Genomic DNA, 23,911 nt, shown 5'->3' on the forward strand with positions numbered 1-23,911 from the left:
GCAGTCCCTAGGCCTCGACCGGCTCGACGCCGAGCCCCGCGGCCTCGCAGTCCGGCGACTGGGTGATCCGCGCGCCGTGACCCACCAGCGGCACGAAGACGCGCAGCGCGGTGTCGGCGGGGCAGGGGCGGTAGCTCCAGATGAACTCCCACCCGTCGGGCCAGGCAATGCGGCGGGCGCGGCCGAAATGCGCGACGGGCTGGCGGGTCGCGGCGGCGTAGCGGACCGCATAGGCCTTGGCGATCGCGTCGGCCTCGGCGACCTCGATAGTCTTCGGGCGGAGCCAGAGCCACAGCGCGACGCCGATCATCGCGAGGCCCAGCGTCAGGCGAATCGCCGCCCCCCGCGTCACGCCGCGCGCTTCCAGGTCAGCAGGCGGATCACGTACGTCGCGGCCGCGATGACGATGATCGCGTTCGACACCGGCCCCAGCCAGCGTTCGACGAGCGGCAGCCCGGCACTGCCGAGGCCGTAGCCCGCCCCCGTCAGCACCGCGACCCAGACCGTGGTGCCAAGGGTCGACCACAGCAGGAAGCGCGACCAGGGCATGTCGATCAGCCCGGCGGGGATCGAGATGATGCTGCGGATGCCCGGCATGCAGCGTCCCAGCCCGACCGCCCAGCCGCCGTGCTTGGTGAACCAGCGCCGCACGCGTTCGAGCGTCGCGGTGTCGAGCGTCAGCCAGCGCCCGTGGCGGTCGACCCACGCCTCGAAGCGCGCCGCACCCAGCTGGCGGGCGACGACGAACAACAGGATATTGCCCGCCATCGACCCGGCGAGTCCGGCGATGATCGCGCCCGCGAGCGAGACATGGCCCTTGGCCGCGGCGATGCCCGCCATCGGCATGACGACCTCGGACGGGATCGGGGGGAACACCGTCTCGACGAGGGTCAGCGCGAAGATGCCCGCGATGCCGCCCTGTTCGATGACCTCGCCGATCCAGTTCACCGGGCGGCGTGCCGGGTCTGAATCGCGTCCCAGATCAGCCCCGGCGTGTCGGTGCCGTTGAAGCGGTCGATCGCGACGATTCCCGTGGGCGACGTGACGTTGATCTCGGTCAGATAGCCCGCGATCACGTCGATGCCGACGAACACGAGGCCCCGGCGCTTGAGCTCGGGGCCGATCGCGGCGCAGATCTCGGCCTCGCGCGGGGTCAGCTCGGTCGCCTGCGCACTGCCGCCTGCCGCGAGGTTCGAGCGGATCTCACCCGCCTTGGGCAGGCGGTTGATCGCGCCGGTCGGCACGCCGTCGACGAGGACGATCCGCTTGTCCCCCGCCGACACGTCGGGGAGGAATTTCTGCACCATGAAGGGCTCGCGCCAGACTTGCGCGAACAACTCGACGAGCGCCGGCAGGTTGGCGTCGGTCTCGCCGACGTGGAACACCGCCGACCCGGCGTTGCCGTACAGCGGCTTGACGACCACCGCGCCGTGGCGGGCGCGGAAGTCCTGCGTCTCGTCGAGGCGGCTGGTCACCAGCGTCGGCGGCATCAGGTCGGGATAGCCGAGCACGAACAATTTCTCGGGCGCATTGCGCACCTCGGCGGGGTCGTTGACCACCAGGGTCTCGCTGGCCGCACGCTCCAGCAGATGGGTCGCGGTGATGTACGCCATGTCGAACGGCGGGTCCTGGCGCATCAGCACGACGTCGGTGTCGTGCCCCAGGTCGATCGTCGTCGGCTCGCCGAGCCAGTCCCAGTGGCGGCTGCCCGTGCGGCTGACGCTCAGCTCGCGGGCGCGGGCGCGAACGCGGCCGGCCTCGAACGACAGGTCGGTCGACAGATAATGCCACAGCCGGTGGCCGCGCGCCTGCGCCGCCAGCATCAGCGCGAAGGACGAGTCTCCTGCGGTATTGACGGTCTCGATGGGGTCCATCTGGACCGCGACCCGCAGGCCCATGCTCGCACTCCCTGACGACTTGCGCGCTCTAGCGCGGTCAGTGCGAACTGGCGAGGGTGGTCAGCGCGCTGGCGATGCGTGCGGCGATACGCTCGTCGTGCGTGGTCTCGAGCATCGCGGTCAGGCTGGCCCGCGCCCCGACGACATCGCCGAGTTGCTGCTCCAGCCGCGCGCGTTCCCACCACAGCCCGGTCATGCCGGGCGCGATCAGCGTCATGCGCGCGGTCAGCAGCAGCGCGCGGGCGTTGTCGCCGCCGCGCCGCGCCCGCGTCGCCTGGTTCGACAACAGGCGGACGAGCACCTCGCGGTTGGTCATCGGGCGGACGTGATCGAGCGACGGCGCGACATGGCCGCCGACGGCGCGTGCGACCAGTCCTGCCAGCCCTGCCGGGCCGACCGCGCGGCCATGGTCGAAGGCGTCGATCAGCTGGCGGTCGCTCTCGCTGCCGATGCCGACGAGGACATGGCCGGGCACGTTGAGCGCGTCCGCCGTCCAGCCGACGCGGCGAGCGAGCGCCACGTAGAGCAGCGCCAGCGTGACGGGCAGCCCGTGGCGGCGTTCGAACAGCATCGCCAGGTCGGCATTGTCGGGATCGTCGTAGGTCAGCGTATCGCCGGTCAGCCCCTCGCGCCCCGCGATCAGCGCCGCGAGCAGTCGGGCGCGGGCGCGACTGGTGACCACGCCCGACGCATCGGCCAGCAGGCGCGACGCTAACCCTGCGATGCGGGCGCGCAGGGGGGCGAGGTCGAGGTGCGGACGGTCGGCGGCGGCGCAGGTCAGCGCCGCATCCGCAAGGTCGATATCGCCGTCGTCGATCAGGCCGAGTCGTGCGAGCGCGAGGTCCATGTCGCTGGGTTCCTTCCCCCGACTCGGGATGATGGCATTGTTGCGGGCTTTCGACAAACGCCGCGGCGGCCCCTACGGGCTCATCCGTCCCGCAGTTCGAGCGCGCGGGCATAGACCGCCTTGCGCGGCAGGTTGAGCAGCGCGGCGACGCTGCTCGCGGCGGCACTCAGGCTGGCGTCGGCAAGCGCCGCGTGCAGCGCCTCGTCGAGCGTCGCGGCGTCGGGTGCGGCGACCGCGGCGGGCGGGCCGACGACGATCACCACCTCGCCGCGCGGCGGCTCGTCGGCGTAGCGCGCGGCGAGGGCCGACAGGCTGCCGTCGACGGTCTCCTCAAAGCGCTTGCTGATCTCGCGCGCCACTGCCGCGGGCCGATCGCCGAGGCCTTCGGCGAGGGCGGTGAGCGTCGCGGCGGTGCGTCCGGCCGACTCGTAGAACACCAGGCTGGCGCGCAAGGCGGCGAACTCGGCGATGGCGGTCGCCCGCGCCCCCGCCTTCGCCGGCAGGAAGCCCGCGAACAGGAAGCGGTCGGTCGGTAGCCCCGCGAGGGTCAGCGCCGCGACCGCCGCGCACGGGCCGGGGATGGTCACCACGGTCACGCCCGCGGCGCGCGCGTCGCGCACCAGCTTGTAGCCGGGGTCGGAGATCAGCGGCGTGCCCGCGTCGCTGACCAGCGCCACCGCCTCGACGCCCATCCGCGCGATCAGGCGCGGGCGAACCGCATCGGCGTTGTGGTCGTGGTACGGCAGCATCGGCGTCTTCGCCCCGATGTGCTGGAGCAGCCGCGCCGTGACGCGCGTGTCCTCGCAGGCGATGACCGCCACAGACGCAAGGATTCGCGCCGCGCGGGGGCTCAGATCGCCGAGATTGCCGATGGGCGTCGCAACGATGTAAAGGCCCGGCGGTTGTAGCTCTGCGGCATTTTGGCCGGCGGGGGCGGAGTCTTTCATAATGCGTATCGTGAACCGGTTCGGACGGCGGCTGCAACTTGCTTCTGGCATAGCGATCGCGCTGCTGGTCAGCGGCTGCACGCGCCCCGCGGCGCGCGTCGCGACCGTCAACGCGCCGCCGCCCGTCGAGCGGCCTGTCGAAGCGCCGGTCGCGCCGCCGGTCGCCGCGCCGCAGAACCGCGTCGCGCTGCTCGTGCCGCTGAGCGGGGCGAACGCCGCGGTCGGCCAGTCGATCGCCAATGCCGCGAACATGGCGCTGCTCGAAAGCGGCGAGCGGCGGATCAACCTGCGCATCTACGATACCGCGGGCGGTGCCGCGGCGGCTGCGTCGAAGGCGGTGAACGAGGGTGCGCGCCTGTTCCTGGGGCCGCTACTGGCGGGCGACGTGCGCGCCGTGCAGGGCGTGGCCAGCGCCAATTCCGTGCCCGTGTTGAGCTTCTCGAACGACGCCGCGCTGGCGGGCGAGGGCACCTATGTGCTCGGCTATCAGCCCGGCCAGTCGATCGCGCGCGTCGTGCAGTACGCGCGCGGGCGCGGTGCGGTGCGCTTCGCCGCGCTCATCCCCGACGGCGTCTACGGCCAGCGCGCCGCCAACGCCTTCCTGCGCGCCGTCGAGGCAAGCGGCGGGCGCGTCGTCTCGGTCGTCAATTATGCGCGCACGCCGGCGAAGCTGCTCGCCGCGGCGCGCTCGGTCACCGACTATGACCGCCGGATGGCGCGTGCTGCCAAGGCCCCGGCGCTGCGCCCCGACGGATCGGTCGCGCCGATCGCCTCGCGCCTGCCGCCGGTCGGTTTCCAGGCGCTGCTGATCGCCGACAGTGGTCCCGTGGCCGCCGCCTTCGGCCCGGCGCTGACGCAGTACGGCGCGGGCGGCGTGCTCGTGCTGGGCACCGAGCTGTGGAACAACGAGCCGGCGATCCGCAACGCCCGCGGGCTGCAGGGCGCGGTGTTCGCCAGCGTCGCCGACGGGCGCTTCGCGGCGTTGAGCGGCCGCTACCGCGAGAAGTTCGGCGGCACCCCGTCGCGCCTTGCCAGCTTCGGCTACGATTCGGTGCTGCTGGTCAACAGCCTGGCGGACCGCTGGCCGGTGGGCCAGCCCTTCCCGCGCGCGCTGCTTGCAGCTCCCGACGGGTTCGCGGGCATCGACGGCGTGTTCCGCTTCACCGGCGCTGGCATCGCCGATCGCGGGCTGGAGGTGCAGCGCATCGCGGGCGGCACGATCACCACCGTCCAGGCGGCTCCGAAGACGCTCGGGGGCGGCCGCTAGGCGATCTCGCGCAGCACCGCGTTGACCAGCGGTCGCCCGGCGCGGGTCAGGCGCAGGCCTGCGGCATCGTCCTCGATCAAGCCGAGATCAGCGAGTCGCGCCACCGCCGCGCCGTCGACCGCGTCGGCGAGCGCGACCCCGGTGCGCTGCGCGAACACCGCACGGTCGATGCCCTCGGTCAGGCGCAGGCCCATCAGCAGCGCCTCGGTGGCGCGAGTCGCGGGCGGCAGCGCCTGCGTCTCCACGATACCGTCCCCCGCTGCCATGGCCGCCAGCCAGTTCTCGGGCTTCCGGTGCCTAACCGTGGCCACCCCGCCCCGCCGCCCGTGCGCCCCGGGTCCGACGCCGACATAGTCGGCGTAGGTCCAGTAGCTTAGGTTGTGGCGGCTCGGCAGCCCGTGGTTCGAGGTCTCGTAGGCGGGCAGGCCAGCCGCCTCGGTCATGGCCTGCGTCAGGTCGAACAGGTCGGCGCTGGTCTCGGCATCGGGGGTGCGCAGGCGGCCCGCGGCATGCTCGACGGCGAAGCGCGTGCCCGCCTCGATGGTCAGCTGGTACAGCGACAGATGCTCGGTGCCGAAGGCCAGCGCGCGGGTCAGCTCGGCTTCCCACGCTGCGACGGTGTGGCCGGGCCGGTCGTAAATCAGGTCGAACGAGACGCGCGGGAAATGCGCCTGCGCGACGTCGAGCGCCGCCAGCCCCGTCGCGACATCGTGCGGCCGCCCCAGGACCTTGAGCGCCGCGTCGTCGAGCGCCTGCAAACCCAGGCTGACACGATTTACCCCGGCGGCGGCGAACCCGGCAAAGCGCGCTGCCTCGACGCTCGACGGATTGGCTTCCAGCGTGATCTCGCAACCCTCGTCGACCGACCACAGCCGCGCCGCCGCGCTAAGGATCGCACCGACCGTCGCGGGCGCCATCAGCGACGGCGTCCCGCCCCCGAAGAAGATGCTGTGCACGCGCCGCGGCCCCGTGACTTGGTGCTCGGCGGCGAGGTCGGCGAGCAGCGCGTCACGCCACGCCGGCTCGTCGATGTGCGCGCGGACATGGCTGTTGAAGTCGCAATAGGGGCACTTCGAAACGCAGAACGGCCAGTGGACGTAGAGGGCGAGGGACTCGTCAGGCGGCGCGTTCACGGTAAACGAACTGCGAGTTCGCGCATGAAGTCTCTGCCGGCCTCATTGCAGTAGTGCCCGCTCCCCGGCTCCGGCGGATACACCTTGGGAGTGTGAAGGCATGTCAATCGGACCGCATCGAAAAAGGGGTTGGCGATAGGGCCCGAGATGAAGTCATCCCAATCCCATGGCTCGCTCGAACCATCCAGAAACATCAGGATTGCCTCGCGTACCTCGCCGCTCGTCAGTCTCTCCGCCACGTCAAAAGCACGCCGCGACCAGCTGCTCGAAGGCATGCGCGCGGTGGCTGATCGAGTGCTTCAGCGCCGGGTCAATCTCGCCGAAGGTCTCGGCCATGTCGGCGTGGACGAACATCGCGTCATAGCCGAAGCCGTTCTCCCCGCGCGGTGGCCAAACCAGCCGCCCGTCGACGCGGCCCTCATAGGTCTGCACGTGCCCGTCGGGCCACGCCAGGCTCAGCGCGCAGACGAAGTACGCCGTGTCGGGCGACCCAAAGGCGAGGGCGCGATGCACCCGCTCCATCGCCACGCCGAAGTCCTTGCCCGGCCCCGCCCAGCGTGCCGAATACACGCCGGGCGCGCCGTCGAGCGCATCGACGCACAGTCCCGAATCGTCGGCCAGCGCGGGCAGGCCGCTCGCGGTCGCCGCGGCCAGCGCCTTCAGCTCGGCATTGGCGCGGAAGGTAGTCCCCGTCTCCTCGGGCTCGGGCAGGCCGAGTTCGCCCGCCGCGACCACATCCATCCCGAACGGCCCGAGCAGGACGTCGATCTCGCGCACCTTGCCGGGGTTGTGCGTCGCCAGCACGAGGCGGCCCGGGGCGAGGCGGCGGCTCACCGGCCCGTCGCGGCCAGCTGCGCCGCGAAGATCTGCCCGCAGCCGATGCGTGCGAGGCGGAGCATGCGCAGCAGCGACTCCTCGTCGAACGGCGCGCCCTCGGCGGTCGCCTGGACCTCGACGATGCCGCCGGTCGACGTCAGCACGAAGTTGGCGTCGGTGCCGGCGTCCGAATCCTCGTCATAGTCGAGGTCGAGGACGGGCACCTCGTTGTGGATGCCGCACGACACCGCGGCGACCTGCATCGCGAGCGGGTCCTGACCAAGACCGTTCTTTGCCATGATGCCGTCGATGGCGAGGCGCAGCGCCACCCAGGCGCCCGAGATCGCCGCGGTGCGCGTCCCGCCGTCGGCCTGGATGACGTCGCAGTCCAGCGTGATCTGGCGCTCGCCGAGCAGCTTCAGGTCGGTCACGGCGCGCAGGGAGCGGCCGATCAGGCGCTGGATTTCCTGCGTGCGGCCCGACTGCTTGCCCTTCGCCGCCTCGCGGTTGCCGCGGGTGTGGGTGGCGCGCGGCAGCATGCCGTATTCGGCGGTGACCCAGCCCGATCCCTTGCCGCGCAGCCAGGGCGGCAGCCGCTCCTCGACGCTCGCGGTGACGAGGACATGGGTGCGGCCGAACTTGACGAGGCACGAGCCCTCGGCATGGGCGCTGAAGCCGGGGATCATCTCGATCGTCCGCATCGCGTCGGGTTCGCGACCTGAGGGGCGCATGCGTATCTCCTGTGAACTGGGGCGCGGGCTTACCCCTTCGCGCGGCCCGCACAAAGCCCTACATGGGCACTCCCATGCAGCCACTCAGCCTGCCCGACCTCAACGACCGCGCGCGGACGGTGTTTCGCGAGATCGTCGACGCCTATCTGGCGAGCGGCGCGCCGGTCGGTTCGCGCACGCTTTCGAAGCTGGCGAGCGTCGGGCTTTCTCCCGCGTCGATCCGCAACGTCATGCAGGATCTGGAGGAACTCGGCCTGCTCGCCGCGCCGCACACCAGCGCCGGGCGGCTGCCGACCGAATTGGGCCTGCGCCTGTTCGTCGACGGCATGATGCAGATGACCGCCCCCTCGGCCGAGGAGCGCGCCGCAATCGACTCCGGGCTGCAGGGCGGGGCGATCGAGGATATTCTCGGCCGCACTACCGCCGCGCTGTCGGGCCTCAGCGCCTGCGCCGGGCTCGTGCTGGTGCCGCGCGGCGAGGTCGTGCTGCGCCAGGTCAGTTTCGTGCCGTTGTCGCCGGTCAAGGCGCTGGCGGTGCTGGTCGGGACCGATGGGTCGGTCGAGAACCGTGTCATCGACCTGCCGCCCGAACTGCCGCCGATCGCACTGATCGAGGCGGCGAATTACATCAACGCCCGGCTGGAAGGGCTGACGCTCGCGGGTGCGGCCGAGCGGCTGCGCGCCGAGATCGCCGAGAACCGCGCCGCGCTCGACGCCGCAACCAGCGGGCTGATCGAACAGGGCATCGCCGCCTGGTCGTCGGACGGCAGCCGCGCCGTGCTGATCGTCCGCGGCTCGGCGAACCTGCTGGGGGGCAGCGCCGCCGACCTCGAACGCGCGCGGCTGCTCCTCGGCGATATCGAGGGCAAGGAGGAGCTGGCGCGGGTGCTCGACCTCGCGCGCACCGCCTCCTCGATCAAGGTGTTCATCGGCAGCGAGAACAAGTTGTTCAGCCTGTCCGGCTCCAGCGTCATCGCCGCACCCTATCGCGGGCCCGACGGGCGGGTGGTCGGCGTTGTCGGCGTGATCGGCCCGACGCGGTTGAATTACGCGCGCATCGTTCCGATGGTGGACTATACGGCACAAACTTTGAGCAGGTTGATCTGACAATGAACGACGACATGACCGACGATGTTACCGAGGGCACGAGCGAGGTCGAGAGCGGCGCGCCGAGCCTGGCCGACGAGCTGCTGGCCCGCGACAAGGAGATCGCCGAGCTGAAGGACCGGCTGCTGCGCGGCGCCGCCGAGCTGGAGAATACCCGCCGCCGTCTCGACCGCGAGAAGGCCGATGCGGTCGCCTATGCGTCGACCGGCTTCGCGCGCGACATGCTGGCGGTCGCCGACAATCTGCGCCGAGCGGTTGCGGCGTTGCCCGCGGAAGGGTTCGACGCGGTGCGCACCGGTATCGAGGCGACCGAGCGCGAGCTGATCGCGGTGTTCGGCCGCCACGGCATCGCGCGCGTCGAGAGCGAAGGCCTGCCCCTCGATCCCAACCGCCACCAGGCGATGCTCGAGGTCGACAGCGACGCGCACGAGGGCGGCACCATCGTCGCCGAGCTGCAGGCGGGCTATACGATCCGCGACCGGCTGCTGCGCCCAGCGCTGGTCAGCGTCGCCAAGGCGAAGTGACATGATCATCGTCATCGGCCGCGCCGAGGTCGACCCCGCCGACATCGCGCGGCTGCGGCCGGCGCTCGATGCGATGATGCGCGCGACGTGGGAAGAGAGCGGCTGCCTCAGCTATTCGATGGCGGTCGAGGGCGACAGCGTCGTGACCATCGTCGAACGCTGGGCCGACGAGGCAGCGCTGAAGGCGCATTTCGCGACGCCGCACATGGCGGCGTTCAACGCGCAGATCAAAGGCGCGGTGCGCTCGATGGACCTCAAGATGTACGACGTGACCGGCGAGCGGTCGCTGACCATCTAGTCGTTCCGATTATCGTCAGGGCGCGCGGGCTGGGGCAGGACGCCGGACAGACCAGTCCGGAGTCCCGCGAGATGCTCGAACCAGTTCGCCTTGCCAGCACCGCGAGCCGCGCCACTCAAGCCGCCACCGGCGTCGCCGACACGCTGATCGGTGCCAGCCGCGTCGGCGGCACCGGCGTGGTCAATACTGCGGCGCTCGCCGAAAAGGTCGCCGCCGCCGGCGCGTCGAACCCGTCCGAGGCGGCGAACCTGGCGCGCGAGGTCAACGCCCGCCTGCCGCTCGCCGACCAGCAGCGCTTCCAGGCGAACCTGCGCAGCGAGCTCGCCGAGCGTAACCTGCCCGCCGCCAGCATGGGCGGCGATGCCGCGTCGGCGGCGGCACGGCGTGAGCTGGCACTCGACGTTACGCAGATCGCCCTCGACGTTACCGGGCTGTTCGACCCGACGCCGATCAGCGACGGGGCCAACGCCGTGATCTCGCTGTTCCGCGGTGATTTCCTAGGGGCCGGGCTGTCGGCGGTCAGCATCGTCCCGTACATCGGCGACGCCGCGAAGCTGGGCAAGCTCGGCAAGTGGGCACAGACGGTCGAAAAGGCGGTCGACCTCGCCAAGACCGACAGCGCCTTCGCCAAGGCCGTCGGCCCGGCGCTCGACAAGCTGAAGGACGCGATCGGCGGCATCCCCAAGTCGGCGCTCGACGCGTTGCCGCAGTCGGCGCGCGACACGATCCTGAAGATGAAGGACAAGCTCGACGATCTCGGCGGCGCCGGGGTTGCGACGCGGACCGACAATGTCGCGGCGCTGACGACGCGGACCGGGCGGTACGGCGACAATGCCGTGACTTGGCAGGTCGACGCCGTGGGCCGTCCGACCCGCGCCGAGGCGACGCTGACCGAGGTCGTGCCCGCCGGCACCAAGCGGGCCGCGCCCGAAACCCAGGCTCAGGATGCCGTCCGCGCGCTGGGCAACACCGGCGACGATGCCGGCCACATCATCGGCCACCGCTTCATGCCCGACCAGGGCAGCGTCAACATGTTCCCGCAGGAGCTGAACTTCAATCGCGGCGCCTACAAGACGATGGAGAACGAGTGGGCCGGCTGGATCGACGCCGGCGGCACGGTCAAGGTCAAGGTCGATCTGACGGGCGGCACCGCGAACCGGCCGGACAAGGTCGCGGTCAGTTACGAGGTGTTCGACGATGCCGGAAAGCTGATCTATACCAAGGCGCAGCGCTTCACCAACGCAGCCGACCAGAGTTTCAACCGCGTCGCGAGCGACGACATCCAGCGACTGATGGGACGATAAGATGGCAGGACAGGCCGATACCGACGCCTTGGTGGTCGCGCTGGGGCAGTCGGTGCTCGGCGACCAGCGCTTCGCGAACAGCGACTGGGGGGCACTCGCGCTGGTCATTCAGCTCGACGGCCAGGAAAGCATGTCGGGCTATGCCTATGCGCCGTCGGGCGACTGGGAGGCGGCGATCCCCGCGTCGTTCGACGTGCTCGATCATGCCGAAGCACTGCGCGCGGCGATGGCAGCGGCGGGCAAGGGCGAATGGAAGACCTGCCTCGTCCAGATCAAGCGGCCGGGTCCGAAACTGACGGTCGATTTCGACTATGAGGACGTAGATCGCTGGGCGATCACGCCGGCCAACCTCCAGCAGCGGGTCGAAGAGCTGCGGCCGCGCTGAACGGGATTAGCGCGGCATAAGTCGCCTCGGGCGGTGCACCGCCGACACGGCCGCCCTGCGACAGGCGATAGGCGTCCTCGACGATCACCGCCTGCTGCTCGATGCCGTACGCCGTGAAGGCCTTGCCCGGCACCAGCGGCAGGTAGGCGTAGGGCGCGAACGGGCGGCGCTTGAGGATCAGGTTGACGCCCGACTGGTGCTGCCAGACGTGGGTCATCTCGTGGACGAACAGCGCGCGCTGCCACAGCGGGCCGGCGCTGAAGTCGTCGCACCAGACGCCGCCGTTGGGGTGGCACCAGATGTCGCCGTCGGGGGCCATCGTCACCCAGGCGGGCTGGAACATGAACCACTTGGCGCGGCGCAGGCGCACGGGGTCGGGGTCGAGCGCGGGGCCGAAGACCTCTGCCGCGATTGCGCGCTCGCCCGCGGTCAGCGGGCGGATGATGCCGTCCCGTCGCGCGAAGCGCGGGAAACGATTAGTGCGCGCCATGCCCGGCGTGGGGGTCGGCGATCGCCGCGCCCGCCGCGACCGCGACGGCATCGACGCGCATCGTCTTGCCGCCTGCGAGGCGCAGCGTGATCGGCACCGTCGCGCCGGGCTTCACGTCGCGGCGCAGGCCGAAGATCATCAGGTGGTTGCCGCCGGGCGTGAAGCCGCCGGTCTGGCCCGCCGCGACACGAACCTCGGGCAGCGCGTTCATCCGCATGACGCCGCCCGCCATGCTGGTGCCGTGCAGCTCGACGCGCGACGCCATCGGCGTCTCGGCGCCGGTTACCACGACCGGTGCATCGCCCGCGCGAATCGTCAGGTAACCCGCGGCGGGCCGGCCTGCGACGGCGGGGAGGCGGATGGTGGCGGCGCTGACGCTGGTCTCGGCGGCGTCGGCGCGCGCACTGAGCAGCAGCGAGGCGATCAGCAGCATCACGGCCGCCGCGCACGCCGTCCAGCCCAGTGCCCGGTTGAATGTCGTCGCCACGCGCGTCCCTCCCGATCGGTTGCGTCCCCTAGGCTACACCCCGACCTTAAGTCCATTCGCCCCGGCGTCCTGCGGCGTCGTGTGCTTGTAGCGTAAAATTGCGCTCCCTATATCGCCCCTTGGACGGAGCGCCGGGACGTTGCCTGATGGGGACGACCCGAGGCTGCCGCGTGAAACATCGTCTGAGAGGATAGAGATGGCCAAAGTAATCGGGATCGACCTGGGGACCACCAACAGCTGCGTCGCCGTCATGGAAGGCAGCGCGCCGAAGGTCGTCGAGAATGCCGAGGGCGCGCGCACGACGCCGTCGCAGGTCGCATTCACCAAGGACAAGGAGCGCCTCGTCGGCCAGCCCGCGAAGCGCCAGGCGGTGACCAATCCCGAGAACACCATCTTCGCCGTCAAGCGCCTGATCGGCCGCGGCTTTAACGACCCGATGACCCAGAAGGACATGGCGCTCGTCCCGTACAAGATCGTGCGCGGCGGCAACGGCGACGCCTGGGTCGGTGCCGGCGGCGAGCAGTACAGCCCCTCGCAGATCAGCGCCTTCATCCTGCAGAAGATGAAGGAAACCGCCGAGTCGTATCTCGGCGAGACCGTCACCCAGGCGGTCATCACCGTCCCCGCCTATTTTAACGACGCGCAGCGCCAGGCGACCAAGGACGCCGGCAAGATCGCCGGCCTCGAAGTCCTGCGCATCATCAACGAGCCGACCGCGGCGGCGCTGGCGTACGGCCTCGACAAGCAGGGTGCCAAGACGATCGCGGTCTACGACCTCGGCGGCGGCACCTTCGACGTGTCGGTGCTCGAGCTCGGCGACGGCGTGTTCGAGGTGAAGTCCACCTCGGGCGATACGTTCCTGGGCGGTGAGGACTTCGACGCCAAGGTCGTCGAGTTCCTGGCGGCCGACTTCCAGAAGGCCGAGGGCATCGACCTGAAGAAGGACAAGCTCGCGCTGCAGCGTCTCAAGGAGGCGGCCGAGAAGGCCAAGATCGAGCTGTCGTCGTCGGCGACGACCGAGGTCAACCTGCCCTTCATCACCGCCGACGCGACGGGTCCGAAGCACCTCGTCAAGGCGATCAGCCGCACCGACCTCGAGAAGCTGGTGCTCGACCTGATCGAGCGCACCCGCAAGCCGTGCCTCGATGCGATCGCCGAAGCCGGCGTCAAGACGAGCGAGATCGACGAGGTCATCCTGGTCGGCGGCATGACGCGCATGCCGCGCGTGCGTCAGTTCGTGAAGGAACTGTTCGGCAAGGAGCCCAATTCGAGCGTCAACCCCGACGAGGTCGTCGCGATGGGTGCGGCGATCCAGGCGGGCGTGTTGCAGGGCGACGTCAAGGACGTGCTGCTGCTCGACGTGACGCCGCTGTCGCTCGGCATCGAGACGCTGGGCGGCGTGTTCACGCGCATGATCGACCGTAACACGACGATCCCGACCAAGAAGTCGCAGACCTATTCGACCGCCGACGACAACCAGTCGGCGGTGACGATCCGCGTCTTCCAGGGCGAGCGCGAGATGGCGGCCGACAACAAGCTGCTGGGCCAGTTCGACCTCGTCGGCATCCCGCCCGCGCCGCGCGGCCTGCCGCAGATCGAGGTGACGTTCGACATCGATGCCAACGGCCTCGTCGCGGTCAACGCCAAGGACAAGGGCACCGGCAAGGAGCAGCAGATCCGCATCCAGCCGTCGGGCGGCCTGTCCAAGGACGACATCGAGAAGATGGTCAAGGACGCCGAAGCCTTCGCCGAAGAGGACAAGAAGCGTCGTGCCGTCGCCGAGGCGCGCAACCAGGCCGACAGCCTGGCGCACACCACCGAGCGCCAGCTTGCCGAGCACGGCGACAAGGTGACGCCCGAGGTGAAGGCCGAGATCGAGGCGGCGATCGCCGACCTGAAGGGTGTTCTCGACGGCGGCGACGCCGATGCGATCACCGCCAAGACGACTGCGCTCGGCACCGTCGCGATGAAGCTGGGCGAGGCAGTCTATGCGGCCGAGCAGCAGACGGCGGCATCGCCCGACGCGGCGACCGCGCAGGACGAGAATGTGGTGGACGCCGAGTTCTCCGAGGTCGACGACGAGAAGAAGTAAGGAGGCCCCCCTCCCGGTACGGGAGGGGATGGGGGTGGGCAGTGCCGGCATGGTCTGCATCGCGTGTGGGACGCTGCCCACCCCCGGCCCCTCCCGTACCGGGAGGGGAGTAGAGGGCGCGCATGGCTGACATCGATTATTACGAACTGCTCGAATGCGAGCGCACCGCCGACGACGGCACGCTGAAGGCGAGCTATCGCCGACTCGCGATGCAGTGGCACCCCGACCGCAACCCCGGCGACGCGGCGGCGGAGCAGCGCTTCAAGGCGATCAGCGAGGCGTACGACTGCCTGAAAGACCCGCAGAAGCGCGCTGCCTACGACCGCTACGGCAAGGCGGCGTTCGAGCAGGGTGGCGGGGCCGGTGCCCAGGGCTTCGGCGGCTTCGGCGACATTTTCTCCGACATCTTCGAACAATTCACCGGGCGCGGTCGTCAGCCGACCGGGCGTGGCCAGGATCTGCGCTACGACCTCGAGATGACCCTCGAGGAGTGTTTTAACGGCAAGGAAGCGACGCTTGAGATCGAGGTCGCCGTCGCCTGCGAGCCCTGCGGCGGCTCGGGCGCCAAGCCGGGCACCAGCGCCAAGGCGTGCACAACCTGCCACGGCCAGGGCAAGGTCGGCATGCGGCAGGGCCTGTTCATGGTCGAGCGCTCCTGCCCGTCGTGCCACGGCGCGGGGCGGATCATCGCCAACCCCTGCGACACCTGCCACGGCCAGGGCCGCGTCGAGCGGCAGAAGACGCTGTCGGTCAAGGTACCCGCGGGCGTCGACGAGGGCACGCGCATCCGCATGGCGGGCGAGGGCGAGGCCGGTCAGCGCGGCGCAGGCCCGGGCGACCTGTACATCTTCGTCCACCTGAAACCCCATCCGATCTTCAAGCGCGAGGGCACGACCCTGTTCGCGCCGATGCCGGTGTCGGTGACCACGATGGCGCTGGGCGGCGAGATCGCGGTGCCAGGCCTCGACAAGACCCAGGCGTCGATCAAGGTCCCCGCCGGCACGCAGACCGGCAAGCAGTTCCGGGTACGCGGGCGCGGCATGCCGGCGCTCAATGGTACCGGCTTCGGCGACTTGGTGGTCCAGCTCGACGTCGAGACGCCGGTCAAGCTGACGCGCCGCCAGAAGGAGCTGCTCGAGGAGTTTCAGGCGATCGAGACCGAGCAGGACGGCAAGAACACGCCCGCCGCGTCGGGCCTGTTCGGCAAGATCAAGGCGATGTTCAGCGAAGCCGCCGAGTGACGCCGGAAACAGCGGACCCGGCGACGCTGCGCCGGCTGTACGGCCGGCGGCAGGGCCACGCCCTGCGTAAGGGCCAGGCGGCACTCGTCGAGGACTTGCTGCCGCAAGTCACCGTCCCCGATGAGGGGCCGCTGACCGCCACGGGCCTGTTCGGCGGCGGGCGGCCGCTGTGGCTGGAGATCGGCTTCGGCGCGGGCGAGCATCTCGCGAGCCAGGCCGCCGCCAACCCGCACGTCGGGCTGATCGGCTGCGAGCCTTTCCTCAACGGCGTCGTCGGCGCGCTCAACCATATCCGCGACGAAAACCTCGACAACGTCCGCCTCTACATGGGCGACGCGCTCGACGTGCTCGACCGGCTCGCGCCCGCCAGTTTGGACCGCGCCTTCCTGCTCCACCCCGATCCCTGGCCCAAGGCGCGCCATGCCAAGCGGCGCTTCGTCAATCCGGGGCCGCTCGACGTGCTGGCGTCGCGGCTCAAGCCGGGGGCGGAACTGCGCATCGGCACCGACCATCCGATCTACCTGCGCTGGACGCTGATGCAGATGGCAGCGCGCAGCGACTTCGAATGGTGCGCCGCCACCGCAGCCAACTGGCAGACGCGCCCCGCCGACTGGCCGCCGACGCGGTACGAGGCGAAGGCGCGGCGTCTGGGTCACGAAGTCTGGTACCTGCGCTACCGCCGAATCTGACGCGCCTGTGGCAAATCTGCCGCTGCGAAACAAAAGCAGATCGCAAGCGATGGCCGTGTCTGATATCGTACCGATTGTGGCACTTTTTGCGCCTAGGGGCGTAACGGTGTAGCAGGAGCAATCGTTGGCCAAGCACATGAGCGCTGACGGCAGAGAGAAAAGTCATCCCGCCCCGATCGACAGGGTGGTTGCCGGTCCGGACCGAAGTATCGTCAAGAACCGCCTGCTGGCGGCACTGACCGACGAAGACTATGCCCTGCTCGCAGGCGGTCTGACGCGTGTCGAACTCGCGCGCGACGAGACCATGATCGAGGCCGACTCGAAAGTCGACTTCGCCTGGTTTCCGGAAAGCGGCGTCTGTTCGATGATCGCCACCAATCCGGCCGGCAAGCAGGCCGAGATCGGCCTGATCGGGCGCGAGGGGCTGGTCGACACGACCGTCGTCCACGGCACCGATCGCACCCCGCTGATGGCGGTGATGCAGATCGCCGGCGTCGCGTGGCGCATCCGTGCCGACCTGCTGATGCGCGTCCAGGCCGATCGGCCGCGGATGCACGCGCTGCTGCTCGCCTATGCGCAGGGCTTCTTCATCCAATCGGCGAGCACTGCGCTGTCCTACGCCGCCTACAGCATCCCGCAGCGCCTCGCGCGCTGGCTGCTGATGACGCAGGACCGGCTCGACGGCGACGAGGTCGGGCTGACCCACGAACGCTTCGCGCTGATGCTCGGCGTGCGCCGGGCGGGCGTCACCGTCGCGGTGCAGACGCTCGAACGCCGCAACCTGGTCGAGGCGCGGCGCGGCGCGATCCGGATCGTCGACCGGGCGGGGCTGCGCGACTATGTCGGCGACGGCTACGGCGCGCCCGAGGCCGAGTATGAGCGGCTGCTGGGGATCGCGCTGAAGTAGCGCTTGTCGCGAGCGCCCGGCCCCGCGACAAGCGGGCGGTGACGACGATCCTCGCGACCATCGAACTCGGCCTGCGCTTCGGCCATATCGCGCATATCGCCCCCGTGGCGCGGGGGCTCAGGCGGCGCGGCATCGCCACCGCGGTCGCCGTGCGCGATGTCGTCACCGCGAGCGAGGTCGGCGACCGGCCGTTCGCGGCGATCCTGCAGGCACCCTTCTACCAGCGCCCGGTGCCGCGGGTGCCGACGCTGACCTATGCGCAGGTCGTCGCCGACGGCGGCCTGGCCGATGCCGATCATGCGACCGCGCTGGTCGCGGCGTGGCTGCTGCTGTTCGACGGCGTCCGCCCCGACGCGCTGGTCAGCGAATTCGCGCCGCTTTCGCTGCTCGCCGCGCATGTCGCCGGCCTGCCAGCGGTGCGGTGCGGCCAGGCCTGGGTGGCGCCGCCCGGCGTTCGCCCGCTGCCGACGCTGATGCCGTGGCTGGACCATGACGAGGATGCGCGCGGCGCGGCGGGCGCGGTCGCCGATGCGGTGGTGGCGACGGTGTGCAGGCGGTTCGCGGCACCACCGCTCGACGGCCTGCCCGAACTGCTCGCTCAGTCGCCGCGTTTCCTCGGCACCTGGCCCGAACTCGACCATTATGGCGTGACGCCGGGCGCCACCTATTACGGCCCAATGACCGGCCTCGGCGCCTCTGAGCGCCCCGCGTGGCCGGAGGGCGCGGGACCGCGCGTCTTCGTCTACATGCCCGCGACCCATGCGGCCGCCGGGCCGCTGGCGGCGGCGCTGACCGAACTCGGCTGGCCGACGATCTGGCACGGCACGGGCGGCTGCCCCGCGCCGCCGGCCGCCAATATCACCGTGTCGGCGGCGCCGGTCGACATCGCGCACGTGCTCGGCGGTGCTCAGCTCATCGCGGGGCGCGGCGGGCATGCGACGGGGTGCGACGCGCTGCGCCACGGCTGCGCGCAGCTGATCGTGCCCGACACGCTGGAGACGGCACTGCTCGGCTGGCGGCTGGAGCGCCAGCATCTGGGTCGCCAGCTGCCCGAGACGCCCGACAAGGCAATGGTCGTCGCGGGGCTGCGCAGCCTGGTCGATGACCCGCGCATCGCCGCCGCGACCGCCGCTGCCAGTGCGCGCTACGCGACCTACGACCCCGTCCGCGCCGAGGACCAGCTGGCGCGCGACCTGTGCGCGACCCTAGGCCTGTGAGGATCCGCCCGCGCTTCGTGCCGTGCCCGGGGCCGCCGCAGCGCGCCGGGCTGCCGCTCGTCACGGTTGCCGCAGCCGCGCTGATCGACGCCGACAGGCGCGTGCTGGTCGCCGAGCGTGCGCTGGGCGTGTGGGAGTTTCCCGGCGGCAAGCTGGAACCGGGCGAGACGCCCGAGGCGGCGCTGGTTCGCGAACTCGCCGAGGAACTGGGGATCGAGACCTCGACCGCCTGCCTGACGCCGGCGGGCTTCGCGAGCCATCAGGCCGAGACGCGGCACATTCTGCTGCTGCTGTTCGCGTGCCGCAACTGGGGCGGCGAGCCCGTCGGGCTGCAGGGGCAGGCGGTACAGTGGCGGCGCGTCCCCGAGCTCTACCGCCTGACGATGACCCCCGCCGACGTGCCGCTGATCGGGCAGCTGGACCAACTGCTCTAGACCCGGCTGTTCAGCGCCCGCGCGAGGCTGACCTTGCCGCTGCCGCGCGCCAGCGGCTGAGGCTGCGACGGGGCGGGGGCCCAGCCGGTCAGCGTGACGACGTCGACGTTCACCGCGATCCGTCCGTCGGGGCCCGCGCGGGCGGCGAAGCGTGCGGCGGCGTCGGCCAGCACGTCGCGGCGCAGCGGCGCGCGCTGGGTCAGCGCATTGCCCTCGCCCATGCCGCGCACGTCGGCGAGCAGCGCGAACAGATGGTCGTAGCGCACGGTCAGCGTGTCGATGTCGGCGACCGGCAGCGCGAACCCTGCGCGCTGGAGCAGCGCGCCGCCCTCGCGCGGGTCGACCGCGGGATGGGTGCGCGCCGCGACACGCCCGGTCAGCGCGATCTCGGCCGCGAGCAGGTCGGCGCGCACCTCGCCCAGCGTCGCGCCGGCGAAGAAGCTCGCGACGAACAGCCCGTCGGGGGCGAGCACGCGCCGCGCCAGCAGCAGCGCACCGGGCAGGTCGCCGACCCCCTGCAGCACGCCCGCCGAGACGACGAGATCGAAGCTCGCATCGGCGAACGGCAGCCGGTCCTCCTCGCCGATCACGTCGCCGTGCGTGAGGCCGAGGCGGAGCGCACCCGGCAGCCGCGCCCCCATCGCGCCGCCGATGTCGAGCACGCGGGTAAAGTCGCGCCGCACGACGCTCAGCCGGTCGGCGATGCCGTCCGCAAGCGCGTCGCGCAGGAAACCGTGTCGGCCAAGGTCGGCGCGGCGCGCATGGGCACGGCGGGCGCGCCGGTTGAAGATGTCCTGCGCCATGCGCCGCCTATGCCAGCGCGCGCGGGGGATGGGAATTGCGCGAACCAAAAGACTTGACATTGAGAACCAAAATGGTTATCACCTCGTCATGCGCGGGGCTTCCCAACCCTCGCGCTGCTACGGACCCGTCGCGCTGGCGGACCGTGGCGACCGAACGATGCACGGGCACACGAGGCCGCGCCGGCGGCGACACCCACGACCCTTCGACCCCCTTTTCGTCACCGCCGCCTCGCCCGTGCATCGCCGATCGCAGACCGCACTTCGTCAGCCTCCCCATCCAGTCAGCGCCGGATGGGACCATGAGGACGGCGGAGCGGACCATGTAGCTCTCCCCGGAGGCGTAGGATTGCCGGCCAGGGCTCCGGCGTGCGCTTCGCAATCCGTTTCGCATGCGATACGCTGCGCCGCGTGACCCACGCCGCCCTCGCCACCCCGCTGCGCTGGCTGCGCGCCGGCGGCAACGCGGCGCTCGACACGATCCTGCCGCCGCGCTGCCCGTCGTGCCGCGAGATCGTCGGTCGCGACGGCAGCTTCTGTGCGCCGTGCTGGACGACATTGCGCTTCATCACCGCGCCGTGGTGCGCCGGGTGCGGCGTGCCGTTCGACTATGACATGGGATCCGAGGCGCGCTGCGGTCCGTGCCTCGACACGCCGCCGCGCTTCACCTCGGCGCGTGCCGCGCTGGTGTACGACGGCGCTGCGAAGCGCACGCTGCTCGGCTTCAAGCACGGCGACCGCCAGCATCTCGCGCGGCTGATGGCGCCGCAGCTGGCACGCGTCGGGGCGGGGCTGTTCGATGGTGCGCTGCTCGTGCCGGTGCCGCTCCACCGCTGGCGGCTGTGGTCGCGCGGGTTCAACCAGGCGGCGCTGCTGGCGCGGGCGCTGGCCCGGCGAACGGGCACTGAGCTTACGGTCGACGCGCTGGTCCGCGTGCGCCCGACGACGAGCAGCCGCGGCATGGGGCGGCGGGCGCGGGCGCGGAACGTCAAGGACGCCTTCCGCGTCGCGCGGGCGGACGTCGTGCGCGGCCGGACGGTCGTGCTGGTCGACGACGTGCTGACCACCGGTGCAACCGCAAATGCCTGTGCGCGCGTTCTACTGCGCAGCGGCGCACGCGCGGTCCATGTCTTGACCTGGGCCCGCGTTGTGCGCGACGTTTAGGCTCAGGAGTTTTTGAATGCCGAAGGTCGAAATCTATACGAAATTCTTCTGCCCCTACTGCACGCGCGCCAAGGCGCTGCTCAAGTCCAAGGGCGTGGCGTTCGAGGAGCACGACATCAGCATGGGCGGCGAGCGCCGCACCGAAATGCTGGCGCGCGCGCCCGGGCGCACGACGGTGCCGCAGATCTTCATCGGCGACACGCATGTCGGCGGCAGCGACGATCTCGCCGCCGCCGACCGCTCGGGGCAACTCGACGCGCTGCTGGCGGCGTGACCCTGCGCATCGGCGTCCTGCAGACGACGACGGGCATCGACGCGGCCGCCGGCGCGAGTGCGCTGGTCGAAGGCATTGCGCATCTGGCGGGGGAGGGCGCGAAGCTCGTCTTCACTCCCGAGATGAGCGGCGTCCTCGACCGCGACCGCAAGCGGATGACGCCGAACCTGCGGACCGAGGCCGACGACCCGGTCCTCGCTGCGGTCCGCGAGGCGGCGCGCGCGCACGGCGTCTGGGTGCAGCTCGGTAGCCTCGCGCTGCTGCCCGAGCCCGGCGCTCCCCTGCCGGTTAATCGCGCCCTGCTGATCGACGACGGCGGCGCGGTCGTCGCGCGCTACGACAAGATTCATCTGTTCGACGCCGAGGTCGCGGGCGGCGAAAGTTACCGCGAGTCGGCGGGCTATGCGCCGGGCGACCGCGCCGTGCTCGCCGAAACGCCGTGGGGCAGGCTCGGCCTGACCGTCTGCTACGACGTGCGCTTTGCAGCACTTTACGCAGCACTCGTGGAGGCGACGATCATCGCGGTACCCGCCGCCTTCACCCGGCCGACCGGTGCGGCGCACTGGCACGTCCTGCTGCGCGCCCGCGCGATCGAGACGGGGTGCTTCGTCGTCGCCGCGGCGCAGACCGGCACGCACGAGGACGGGCGCAGCACCTACGGCCATTCGCTCGTCGTCGCGCCGTGGGGCGAGATACTGCTCGACATGGGCGAGGCGACGGGCGCGGCGACGGTCGACCTCGACCTGGATGCCGTCGCGGCGGCGCGGGCGCGCGTGCCCGGCCTGCGCAATGCGCGCGCCTTCGCGCCCGCATGATCGTCTTCGACCTTCGCTGCGGCAATGCCCATGTCTTCGAGGCGTGGTTCGGCTCCACCGCCGACTATGACGCGCAGGTCGCCCGCGCGCTGGTCGCCTGCCCGATCTGCGACGACACCCAGATCGCCAAGGCGGTGATGGCGCCCGCTGTCCCGTCCAAGTCGAACCAGGCCGCCAGTCCCGCGCAGGTCAAGGCGGCGCTCGGCACGCTTGCGGCGGTGCAGGCGAAGCTCGAGGCGAACAGCGACTATGTCGGCCCCGCCTTCGCGACCCAGGCGCGCGCCATGCACGACGGCGACGTGCCGCCGCGCACCATCCACGGCGAGGCGACGCGGGCCGAAGCCGCCGCGCTGGTCGCCGACGGCGTGCCGATCGCCGCGCTCCCTTTCCGCTCGAAAGCCGCGGCCGATGCTTGAGGACCTGCCCGTGAAGTTCGCCGTCGCCCTGCTGCTTATCGCCACCCCGCTCGCCGCGCAGGACAAGCCCGACGCGAAAGCCGACGCCCCCATCCCGCCGCCGACCGTCTCGGTCACGCGCCACAGCGGCAGCTTCGGCGGGGTCACCGTCAACTACACTGCAGTAGCCGGCGAAACCTATCTGAAGGGCCCCGACGACAAGGCCGCGGCGGCGATCTTCTCGACGTCCTACGTCAAGGACGGTCCCGTAGACCCGCGCCGCCCGGTCACCTTCCTGTTCAACGGCGGACCCGGATCGGGGTCACTGTGGCTCCACATGGGGGCGTTCGGCCCGAAGCGCGTCAAGCTGCCCGATGCGAAGGACGACGGCGCCGCGCCGTACCCGATCGTCGCCAACCCCTACTCGCTGCTCGATGTTACCGACCTCGTCTTTATCGACCCCGTCGGCACCGGCTTTTCCAAGGCGCTCGGCAAGACCGAGGCGAAATCCTACTGGGGGGTCACCGCCGACGCGAAGTCGGTGGCGCAGTTCATCCGGCAATGGCTGAACGCCAACGGCCGATGGAACAGCCCGAAGTTTCTCGGCGGTGAAAGCTATGGCACCACCCGCTCGGCGGCGGTGACGCGCGAGCTCGAGGGGACGTACAACGACGTCGCGCTGAACGGCGTCATCCTGATCTCGACGATCCTCGATTTCGGCGCGCAGGCGCAATCGGCGGGCAACGAGATGCAATATGCGCTGACCCTGCCGTCGATGGCGGCCGCCGCCTGGTACCACAAGGCGATCCCCAACCCCGGCCCGTCGGTCGAGCCCGTCGTCGCGGCCGCGCGCGCCTGGGCGACGGGGCCGTACCTGACCGCGCTGGCCAAGGGCAATTCGCTCCCCGCCGAGGAGCGCGCCGCGGTGCGCAGGCAGCTCGCGGCGTTCACGGGGCTCAGCGAGACCTTCCTCGACCGCGCCGACCTGCGCGTCACGCCGGGGCGGTTCTACAAGGAGCTGCTGCGCTCGCGCGGTCAGACGATCGGTCGCCTCGATGCGCGCTACACCGGCGTCGACTACGACAGCGCCGGCGAGGACCCCGACAACGACCCCAGCTTCTACGGCATCGACGCCGCCTATACCGCCGCGATGAACGCTTATGTACGCGGCGACCTGGGGCTGAAGATCGATCGCGATTACGTCACGATCGGCGGCATGCGCGACTGGGACTGGAAACTATCGGGCCGCCGCGACGAGGGCGCGTACCTCAACGTCGCGCCGTACCTGGCGCAGGCGCTGCGCGAGAACAGCAAGCTCAAGATCTGGGTCGGCCAGGGCTATTACGATTTCGCGACGCCCTTCTACGCCGCCGAATACAGCCTCAACCGCACCGGCTTCCCGGCCGGCCGGGTCGAGTTCCATTACTATCAGTCGGGGCACATGATGTACGTGAACACCCCCGACCTGACCAAGCTGTCCACCGACCTCCGCGCCTTCATCCGCCGCCAGCTCTGAGCGCAGGGGCTTGGCGCGGCCCGGCATGGCGGCTAGGTCGGCCCCCACGCGCCCGTAGCTCAGCCGGATAGAGCAGCGGTTTCCTAAACCGGAGGTCGGGGGTTCGATTCCCTCCGGGCGCACCATTTTCCGAC

28 protein-coding genes and 1 tRNA gene are annotated in these 23,911 nt (G+C 70.8%); 18 read left to right on the forward strand and 11 right to left on the reverse strand.

Annotated features, from left to right (window positions below):
- Nucleotides 1–7: 7 nt before the first annotated feature.
- From FMM06_RS00680 to rsmI, 5 genes are all read right to left on the reverse strand, one after another.
- Nucleotides 8–352: a hypothetical protein gene (locus tag FMM06_RS00680; RefSeq protein ID WP_143554302.1), complete on the reverse strand. Its 345-nt coding sequence runs from the start codon at nucleotides 350–352 to the stop codon at nucleotides 8–10.
- Nucleotides 349–948: a DedA family protein gene (locus FMM06_RS00685; protein ID WP_143554303.1), complete on the reverse strand. Its 600-nt coding sequence runs from the start codon at nucleotides 946–948 to the stop codon at nucleotides 349–351. Before FMM06_RS00685 ends, FMM06_RS00680 begins: the two co-directional genes overlap by 4 nt.
- On the reverse strand, nucleotides 945–1,898 hold the full coding sequence (gene gshB, locus FMM06_RS00690; RefSeq protein ID WP_143554304.1) for a glutathione synthase: 954 nt from the start codon (nucleotides 1,896–1,898) through the stop codon (nucleotides 945–947). The genes FMM06_RS00685 and gshB overlap by 4 nt, the downstream gene beginning before the upstream one ends.
- A gap of 37 nt (nucleotides 1,899–1,935) precedes the next feature.
- Nucleotides 1,936–2,745: a transglutaminase family protein gene (locus FMM06_RS00695; protein WP_143554305.1), complete on the reverse strand. Its 810-nt coding sequence runs from the start codon at nucleotides 2,743–2,745 to the stop codon at nucleotides 1,936–1,938.
- Nucleotides 2,746–2,825: 80 nt separating this feature from the next.
- Nucleotides 2,826–3,692, reverse strand: a complete 867-nt coding sequence (gene rsmI / locus FMM06_RS00700) for a 16S rRNA (cytidine(1402)-2'-O)-methyltransferase (protein ID WP_143554306.1) — start codon at nucleotides 3,690–3,692, stop codon at nucleotides 2,826–2,828.
- A gap of 1 nt (nucleotide 3,693) precedes the next feature.
- Here rsmI and FMM06_RS00705 point away from each other — a divergent pair, with 1 nt between their 5' ends.
- The gene (locus tag FMM06_RS00705) at nucleotides 3,694–4,959 is read left to right on the forward strand and encodes a penicillin-binding protein activator (RefSeq protein WP_143554307.1); all 1,266 of its coding nucleotides are present in this window, start codon (nucleotides 3,694–3,696) and stop codon (nucleotides 4,957–4,959) included.
- Here FMM06_RS00705 and hemW read toward each other — a convergent pair.
- The 3 genes from hemW to rph form a co-directional block, all read right to left on the reverse strand.
- Nucleotides 4,956–6,092: a radical SAM family heme chaperone HemW gene (hemW, locus tag FMM06_RS00710; protein WP_143554308.1), complete on the reverse strand. Its 1,137-nt coding sequence runs from the start codon at nucleotides 6,090–6,092 to the stop codon at nucleotides 4,956–4,958. The genes FMM06_RS00705 and hemW overlap by 4 nt on opposite strands.
- A 240-nt stretch (nucleotides 6,093–6,332) precedes the next feature.
- Nucleotides 6,333–6,926, reverse strand: coding sequence for an RdgB/HAM1 family non-canonical purine NTP pyrophosphatase (rdgB, locus tag FMM06_RS00715; protein WP_143554309.1), 594 nt, complete (start codon nucleotides 6,924–6,926; stop codon nucleotides 6,333–6,335).
- Nucleotides 6,923–7,639 (reverse strand): ribonuclease PH, encoded by a 717-nt coding sequence (gene rph, locus FMM06_RS00720; RefSeq protein ID WP_143554310.1) that lies wholly within the window; start codon nucleotides 7,637–7,639, stop codon nucleotides 6,923–6,925. Before rph ends, rdgB begins: the two co-directional genes overlap by 4 nt.
- A 74-nt stretch (nucleotides 7,640–7,713) precedes the next feature.
- Here rph and hrcA point away from each other — a divergent pair, with 74 nt between their 5' ends.
- The 5 genes from hrcA to FMM06_RS00745 all read left to right on the forward strand — a co-directional run bounded on the left by hrcA (nucleotide 7,714) and on the right by FMM06_RS00745 (nucleotide 11,256).
- Nucleotides 7,714–8,745, forward strand: coding sequence for a heat-inducible transcriptional repressor HrcA (gene hrcA / locus FMM06_RS00725; protein WP_143554311.1), 1,032 nt, complete (start codon nucleotides 7,714–7,716; stop codon nucleotides 8,743–8,745).
- Between the two features lie 14 nt (nucleotides 8,746–8,759).
- Nucleotides 8,760–9,269 (forward strand): nucleotide exchange factor GrpE, encoded by a 510-nt coding sequence (locus FMM06_RS00730; RefSeq protein ID WP_235888993.1) that lies wholly within the window; start codon nucleotides 8,760–8,762, stop codon nucleotides 9,267–9,269.
- 1 nt (nucleotide 9,270) lies between these two features.
- Nucleotides 9,271–9,567: a putative quinol monooxygenase gene (locus FMM06_RS00735; RefSeq protein WP_143554313.1), complete on the forward strand. Its 297-nt coding sequence runs from the start codon at nucleotides 9,271–9,273 to the stop codon at nucleotides 9,565–9,567.
- Between the two features lie 71 nt (nucleotides 9,568–9,638).
- Nucleotides 9,639–10,871 carry a DNA/RNA non-specific endonuclease gene (locus FMM06_RS00740; protein ID WP_143554314.1) on the forward strand — a complete coding sequence of 411 codons (1,233 nt, stop codon included), beginning with the start codon at nucleotides 9,639–9,641 and terminating at the stop codon, nucleotides 10,869–10,871.
- A 1-nt stretch (nucleotide 10,872) separates the two neighbouring features.
- Nucleotides 10,873–11,256, forward strand: a complete 384-nt coding sequence (locus tag FMM06_RS00745) for a hypothetical protein (protein ID WP_143554315.1) — start codon at nucleotides 10,873–10,875, stop codon at nucleotides 11,254–11,256.
- On the opposite strand, the gene FMM06_RS00750 is transcribed toward FMM06_RS00745, so the two are convergent.
- Both FMM06_RS00750 and FMM06_RS00755 read right to left on the reverse strand, forming a co-directional pair.
- Nucleotides 11,207–11,746, reverse strand: coding sequence for a vgr related protein (locus FMM06_RS00750; RefSeq protein ID WP_143554316.1), 540 nt, complete (start codon nucleotides 11,744–11,746; stop codon nucleotides 11,207–11,209). The genes FMM06_RS00745 and FMM06_RS00750 overlap by 50 nt on opposite strands.
- Entirely contained in the window at nucleotides 11,733–12,233 is a 501-nt protein-coding gene (locus tag FMM06_RS00755; protein WP_143554317.1) for a copper chaperone PCu(A)C, read from the reverse strand. Before FMM06_RS00755 ends, FMM06_RS00750 begins: the two co-directional genes overlap by 14 nt.
- 196 nt (nucleotides 12,234–12,429) lie before the next feature.
- Here FMM06_RS00755 and dnaK point away from each other — a divergent pair, with 196 nt between their 5' ends.
- From dnaK to FMM06_RS00785, 6 genes are all read left to right on the forward strand, one after another.
- A complete protein-coding gene (gene dnaK, locus FMM06_RS00760; RefSeq protein WP_143554318.1) occupies nucleotides 12,430–14,325 on the forward strand; it encodes a molecular chaperone DnaK in 1,896 nt (631 codons plus the stop codon).
- Nucleotides 14,326–14,447: 122 nt separating this feature from the next.
- Entirely contained in the window at nucleotides 14,448–15,566 is a 1,119-nt protein-coding gene (gene dnaJ, locus FMM06_RS00765) for a molecular chaperone DnaJ (protein ID WP_143554319.1), read from the forward strand.
- Complete coding sequence (gene trmB / locus FMM06_RS00770; protein ID WP_143554320.1) at nucleotides 15,563–16,255, forward strand: tRNA (guanine(46)-N(7))-methyltransferase TrmB; 693 nt, start codon at nucleotides 15,563–15,565, stop codon at nucleotides 16,253–16,255. The genes dnaJ and trmB overlap by 4 nt, the downstream gene beginning before the upstream one ends.
- Nucleotides 16,256–16,391: 136 nt before the next feature.
- Nucleotides 16,392–17,162, forward strand: a complete 771-nt coding sequence (locus tag FMM06_RS00775; protein ID WP_143554321.1) for a Crp/Fnr family transcriptional regulator — start codon at nucleotides 16,392–16,394, stop codon at nucleotides 17,160–17,162.
- Nucleotides 17,163–17,200: 38 nt separating this feature from the next.
- The gene (locus FMM06_RS00780) at nucleotides 17,201–18,379 is read left to right on the forward strand and encodes a hypothetical protein (protein ID WP_143554322.1); all 1,179 of its coding nucleotides are present in this window, start codon (nucleotides 17,201–17,203) and stop codon (nucleotides 18,377–18,379) included.
- 50 nt (nucleotides 18,380–18,429) lie between these two features.
- Nucleotides 18,430–18,813 (forward strand): (deoxy)nucleoside triphosphate pyrophosphohydrolase, encoded by a 384-nt coding sequence (locus tag FMM06_RS00785; protein ID WP_185965124.1) that lies wholly within the window; start codon nucleotides 18,430–18,432, stop codon nucleotides 18,811–18,813.
- On the opposite strand, the gene FMM06_RS00790 is transcribed toward FMM06_RS00785, so the two are convergent.
- On the reverse strand, nucleotides 18,810–19,616 hold the full coding sequence (locus FMM06_RS00790; protein ID WP_143554324.1) for a class I SAM-dependent methyltransferase: 807 nt from the start codon (nucleotides 19,614–19,616) through the stop codon (nucleotides 18,810–18,812). The genes FMM06_RS00785 and FMM06_RS00790 overlap by 4 nt on opposite strands.
- A gap of 408 nt (nucleotides 19,617–20,024) precedes the next feature.
- Between FMM06_RS00790 and FMM06_RS00795 the strand changes: the two genes are divergently transcribed.
- The 6 genes from FMM06_RS00795 to FMM06_RS00820 all read left to right on the forward strand — a co-directional run bounded on the left by FMM06_RS00795 (nucleotide 20,025) and on the right by FMM06_RS00820 (nucleotide 23,902).
- Nucleotides 20,025–20,777, forward strand: coding sequence for a ComF family protein (locus FMM06_RS00795; protein WP_235888995.1), 753 nt, complete (start codon nucleotides 20,025–20,027; stop codon nucleotides 20,775–20,777).
- Nucleotides 20,778–20,793: 16 nt separating this feature from the next.
- Nucleotides 20,794–21,051 (forward strand): glutaredoxin 3, encoded by a 258-nt coding sequence (gene grxC, locus FMM06_RS00800; RefSeq protein WP_143554325.1) that lies wholly within the window; start codon nucleotides 20,794–20,796, stop codon nucleotides 21,049–21,051.
- A gap of 2 nt (nucleotides 21,052–21,053) precedes the next feature.
- Complete coding sequence (locus FMM06_RS00805) at nucleotides 21,054–21,866, forward strand: carbon-nitrogen hydrolase family protein (RefSeq protein WP_144237016.1); 813 nt, start codon at nucleotides 21,054–21,056, stop codon at nucleotides 21,864–21,866.
- On the forward strand, nucleotides 21,863–22,282 hold the full coding sequence (locus FMM06_RS00810) for a DUF1178 family protein (protein WP_143554326.1): 420 nt from the start codon (nucleotides 21,863–21,865) through the stop codon (nucleotides 22,280–22,282). The genes FMM06_RS00805 and FMM06_RS00810 overlap by 4 nt, the downstream gene beginning before the upstream one ends.
- Nucleotides 22,275–23,777: a S10 family peptidase gene (locus tag FMM06_RS00815; RefSeq protein WP_143554327.1), complete on the forward strand. Its 1,503-nt coding sequence runs from the start codon at nucleotides 22,275–22,277 to the stop codon at nucleotides 23,775–23,777. Before FMM06_RS00810 ends, FMM06_RS00815 begins: the two co-directional genes overlap by 8 nt.
- Nucleotides 23,778–23,825: 48 nt before the next feature.
- Nucleotides 23,826–23,902: transfer RNA gene (locus FMM06_RS00820), tRNA-Arg, on the forward strand.
- Nucleotides 23,903–23,911 lie beyond the last annotated feature (9 nt).

The sequence above is a fragment of the Glacieibacterium frigidum genome (assembly GCF_007097155.1).
GTDB classification, from domain to species: Bacteria; Pseudomonadota; Alphaproteobacteria; order Sphingomonadales; family Sphingomonadaceae; genus Glacieibacterium; species Glacieibacterium frigidum.

What these genes read in the sequence shown, in the direction of transcription:
- gshB (WP_143554304.1), bottom strand. Translation starts at nt 1,898, where the DNA reads ATGGGCCTGCGGGTCGCGGTCCAGATGGACCCCATCGAGACCGTCAAT.
- FMM06_RS00695 (WP_143554305.1), bottom strand. Translation starts at nt 2,745, where the DNA reads ATGGACCTCGCGCTCGCACGACTCGGCCTGATCGACGACGGCGATATC.
- rsmI (WP_143554306.1), bottom strand. Translation starts at nt 3,692, where the DNA reads ATGAAAGACTCCGCCCCCGCCGGCCAAAATGCCGCAGAGCTACAACCG.
- FMM06_RS00705 (WP_143554307.1), top strand. Translation starts at nt 3,694, where the DNA reads ATGCGTATCGTGAACCGGTTCGGACGGCGGCTGCAACTTGCTTCTGGC.
- rph (WP_143554310.1), bottom strand. Translation starts at nt 7,639, where the DNA reads ATGCGCCCCTCAGGTCGCGAACCCGACGCGATGCGGACGATCGAGATG.
- hrcA (WP_143554311.1), top strand. Translation starts at nt 7,714, where the DNA reads ATGCAGCCACTCAGCCTGCCCGACCTCAACGACCGCGCGCGGACGGTG.
- FMM06_RS00730 (WP_235888993.1), top strand. Translation starts at nt 8,760, where the DNA reads ATGACCGACGATGTTACCGAGGGCACGAGCGAGGTCGAGAGCGGCGCG.
- FMM06_RS00735 (WP_143554313.1), top strand. Translation starts at nt 9,271, where the DNA reads ATGATCATCGTCATCGGCCGCGCCGAGGTCGACCCCGCCGACATCGCG.
- FMM06_RS00740 (WP_143554314.1), top strand. Translation starts at nt 9,639, where the DNA reads ATGCTCGAACCAGTTCGCCTTGCCAGCACCGCGAGCCGCGCCACTCAA.
- FMM06_RS00745 (WP_143554315.1), top strand. Translation starts at nt 10,873, where the DNA reads ATGGCAGGACAGGCCGATACCGACGCCTTGGTGGTCGCGCTGGGGCAG.
- FMM06_RS00750 (WP_143554316.1), bottom strand. Translation starts at nt 11,746, where the DNA reads ATGGCGCGCACTAATCGTTTCCCGCGCTTCGCGCGACGGGACGGCATC.
- dnaK (WP_143554318.1), top strand. Translation starts at nt 12,430, where the DNA reads ATGGCCAAAGTAATCGGGATCGACCTGGGGACCACCAACAGCTGCGTC.
- dnaJ (WP_143554319.1), top strand. Translation starts at nt 14,448, where the DNA reads ATGGCTGACATCGATTATTACGAACTGCTCGAATGCGAGCGCACCGCC.
- FMM06_RS00775 (WP_143554321.1), top strand. Translation starts at nt 16,392, where the DNA reads ATGAGCGCTGACGGCAGAGAGAAAAGTCATCCCGCCCCGATCGACAGG.
- FMM06_RS00790 (WP_143554324.1), bottom strand. Translation starts at nt 19,616, where the DNA reads ATGGCGCAGGACATCTTCAACCGGCGCGCCCGCCGTGCCCATGCGCGC.
- grxC (WP_143554325.1), top strand. Translation starts at nt 20,794, where the DNA reads ATGCCGAAGGTCGAAATCTATACGAAATTCTTCTGCCCCTACTGCACG.
- FMM06_RS00810 (WP_143554326.1), top strand. Translation starts at nt 21,863, where the DNA reads ATGATCGTCTTCGACCTTCGCTGCGGCAATGCCCATGTCTTCGAGGCG.
- FMM06_RS00815 (WP_143554327.1), top strand. Translation starts at nt 22,275, where the DNA reads ATGCTTGAGGACCTGCCCGTGAAGTTCGCCGTCGCCCTGCTGCTTATC.